Genomic DNA, 647 nt, shown 5'->3' on the forward strand with positions numbered 1-647 from the left:
TAACCAGAATTCCACTCACCGAGGTTAGATCACAACAATGCGAATAGAACCGTTAATTCAAGGTGTTGTTGCTCGCTCTGCGCATCCACACGGTTGCCATGCATCCATAAAAGAGCAAATTGAATACGTAAAAAAAGCCCCGCAGATCAAAAGCGGCCCTAAACGAGTTTTAATTATTGGTGCTTCCTCCGGTTTTGGGTTAGCAGCACGTATTGCCCTGACGTTTGGCGGCGCTGAAGCAGACACCATTGGCGTCTCGTTTGAACGAGGCCCATCTGAGAAAGGGGTTGGCAGCGCAGGCTGGTACAACAACATCTTTTTCAAACAAGAAGCAACACATGCAGGACGCACTGCAATCAATATTGTTGGTGATGCATTCTCTGACTCTGTCCGTAATGAAGTTATCGAAGCGATCGAAACCTACTTTGAAGGTGAAGTCGATTTGGTGATTTACAGCCTTGCAGCGGGCGTTCGTCCAAAACCTCATTCAGATACGTTCTGGCGCAGTGTGATTAAGCCTATTGGTGAGTCGGTTACTGGCGCTTCCATCTTACTTGAAAATGATCAATGGGTTGAAACCACGCTCGAGCCTGCCACCGAAGAGGAAGCAGAAGCGACCATTAAGGTCATGGGTGGAGAAGATTGGG

General features: G+C 47.9%; 1 pseudogene. It reads left to right on the forward strand.

The features are described from left to right. Positions 1 to 37: 37 nt before the first annotated feature. A pseudogene (locus tag R7190_RS28215) lies at positions 38 to 647 on the forward strand (bifunctional NADH-specific enoyl-ACP reductase/trans-2-enoyl-CoA reductase); the annotation flags it as partial.

This window comes from Vibrio sp. 1078-1, assembly GCF_033340475.1.